This window comes from Peterkaempfera griseoplana, assembly GCF_001418575.1.
Classification (GTDB): Bacteria; Actinomycetota; Actinomycetes; order Streptomycetales; family Streptomycetaceae; genus Peterkaempfera; species Peterkaempfera griseoplana.
The window spans coordinates 1-1,948 of the sequence record NZ_LIQR01000680.1 but is presented as its reverse complement, the minus strand read 5'-3'; the positions used below and the strand labels follow the sequence as shown (position 1 = coordinate 1,948).

The 1,948-nt window shown below is 71.7% G+C and carries 3 protein-coding genes; all 3 read left to right on the top strand.

Going from position 1 to position 1,948, the window contains the following annotated elements; translation table 11 throughout:
* Nucleotides 1-53 precede the first annotated feature (53 nt).
* The 3 genes from ribH to hisG all read left to right on the top strand — a co-directional run bounded on the left by ribH (nt 54) and on the right by hisG (nt 1,838).
* Nucleotides 54-545 (top strand): 6,7-dimethyl-8-ribityllumazine synthase, encoded by a 492-nt coding sequence (gene ribH / locus AOK09_RS35285; RefSeq protein ID WP_055591272.1) that lies wholly within the window; start codon nt 54-56, stop codon nt 543-545.
* Between the two features lie 91 nt (nt 546-636).
* The gene (locus tag AOK09_RS35280) at nt 637-909 is read left to right on the top strand and encodes a phosphoribosyl-ATP diphosphatase (RefSeq protein WP_055591271.1); all 273 of its coding nucleotides are present in this window, start codon (nt 637-639) and stop codon (nt 907-909) included.
* Between the two features lie 80 nt (nt 910-989).
* Nucleotides 990-1,838 (top strand): ATP phosphoribosyltransferase, encoded by an 849-nt coding sequence (gene hisG / locus AOK09_RS35275; protein ID WP_055591270.1) that lies wholly within the window; start codon nt 990-992, stop codon nt 1,836-1,838.
* Nucleotides 1,839-1,948: the final 110 nt, after the last annotated feature.

The window sequence follows — 1,948 nt, the reverse complement described above, 5'->3', positions numbered from 1 at the left end:
CCCACACCCCCACCACCCCCGACGACACACGTCCGAACGAAAGGAAGGCCCCCGTGAGCGGCAAGGGAGCCCCCGAGCTGACACTGTCCGCCAAGAACTGCCGTGACCTCAGGGTCGCGGTGGTGTCGGCGCAGTGGCACGAGCAGGTCATGCAGGGCCTGCGGGACGGCGCACTGCGCGCCCTGCACGAGCTCGGCATCGACGAGCCCACCGTGCTCCGGGTGCCCGGCACCTTCGAACTGCCGGTCGCGGCCAAGCAGCTGGCCGACCGCGGCTACGACGCCGTGGTCGCCCTGGGCGTGGTCATCCGGGGCGGTACGCCGCACTTCGACTACGTCTGCCAGGCCGCCACCATGGGCCTCACCCAGGTCGCGGTCTCCACCGGGGTGCCGATCGGCTTCGGCGTACTCACCTGCGACAACGAGGAGCAGGCACTGGACCGCGCCGGGCTGCCCGGCTCCAGCGAGGACAAGGGACACGAGGCGGTCACCGCGGCCGTCGCCACCGCCGCCGCGCTGCGCGCCGTCTCCGAGCCCTGGCGGTGACCGGACGTCCGGTCCCGTAGGCCGGAACGACATGTCCACGCTGCGGTCTGTTCCGCCCGCGCTCGCCCGCAGGCCGTAAGGTATGCACATCATGGCGCTGAAGACATTCGAAGAGCTCTTCACCGAGCTCCAGCAGAAGGCCTCCTCCGGCGACCCCGGAAGCTCCCGTACCGCGCAGCTCGTCCAGCAGGGCGTGCATGCGATCGGCAAGAAGGTGGTCGAGGAGGCCGCCGAGGTCTGGATGGCCGCCGAGCACGAGTCGGACGACCGGACCGCGGAGGAGATCTCGCAACTCCTCTACCACCTCCAGGTGATGATGGTCGCCCGCGGCCTCACCCTCGAGGACGTCTACGCACATCTGTGACCCGCAGGGGGCGCACCCGCGCCCCCTGCGCACCCGTGCACGCACCCACACCCCAGCGAACAGTGAAGGATCCGCCTCTCATGCTGCGCATCGCCGTCCCCAACAAGGGTTCTCTCTCGGGTCCCGCGGCGGAGATGCTGCATGAGGCCGGATACCGGCAGCGCAAGGACTCCAAGGAACTGGTCCTGGTCGACGCCGGCAACCAGGTCGAGTTCTTCTTCCTCCGGCCGCGCGACATCGCCATCTATGTCGGCTCCGGCCGGCTGGACGTCGGTGTCACCGGCCGCGACCTGCTGCTGGACTCCGGCGCCGAGGCCGAGGAGGTGCTGTCGCTGGGCTTCGCCGGCTCCACCTTCCGCTACGCCGGGCCGGTCGGCGTCGCCAAGGACGTCCAGGGCCTGCAGGGCCTGCGGATCGCGACCTCCTACCCGGGCCTGGTCCGCCGTCACCTGGCCGAGCACGGCGTCGAGGCGTCCGCGGTGACCCGTCTGGACGGGGCCGTGGAGACCGCCATCCAGCTGGGCGTCGCCGATGTGATCGCCGACGTCGTGGAGACCGGCACCACGCTGCGCAACGCCGGCCTGGAGATCTTCGGCGAGCCCATCCTGGAGTCCGACGCCGTGGTGATCAGGCCCAGGGGCGCCGGTGAGGACCCCCGGGTCGAGCAGTTCCTCCGCCGGCTCCAGGGCGTCCTGGTGGCACGCCGCTACGTGATAATGGACTACGACATCCGCGCCGAGCGGGTGAGCGAGGCCGTCGCCCTCACCCCCGGCCTGGAGTCCCCGACCGTCTCCCCGCTGCACAGCGAGGGCTGGGTGGCCGTGCGCTCCATGGTGCTCCGCAAGGACGCACAGCGGATCATGGACGACCTGTGGGCCATCGGCGGCCGGGCCATCCTGGTCACCAACATCCACGCCTGCCGGCTCTGACCCGGGCCGGGCACCCGCCCGGGACGACGCCGTTCCGTACCGTACCGGCCGGGGGCTGCGGGCCACCGCGCCCGCGGTCCCCGGCGGTGCACGGCGCCCCCGTACCCACC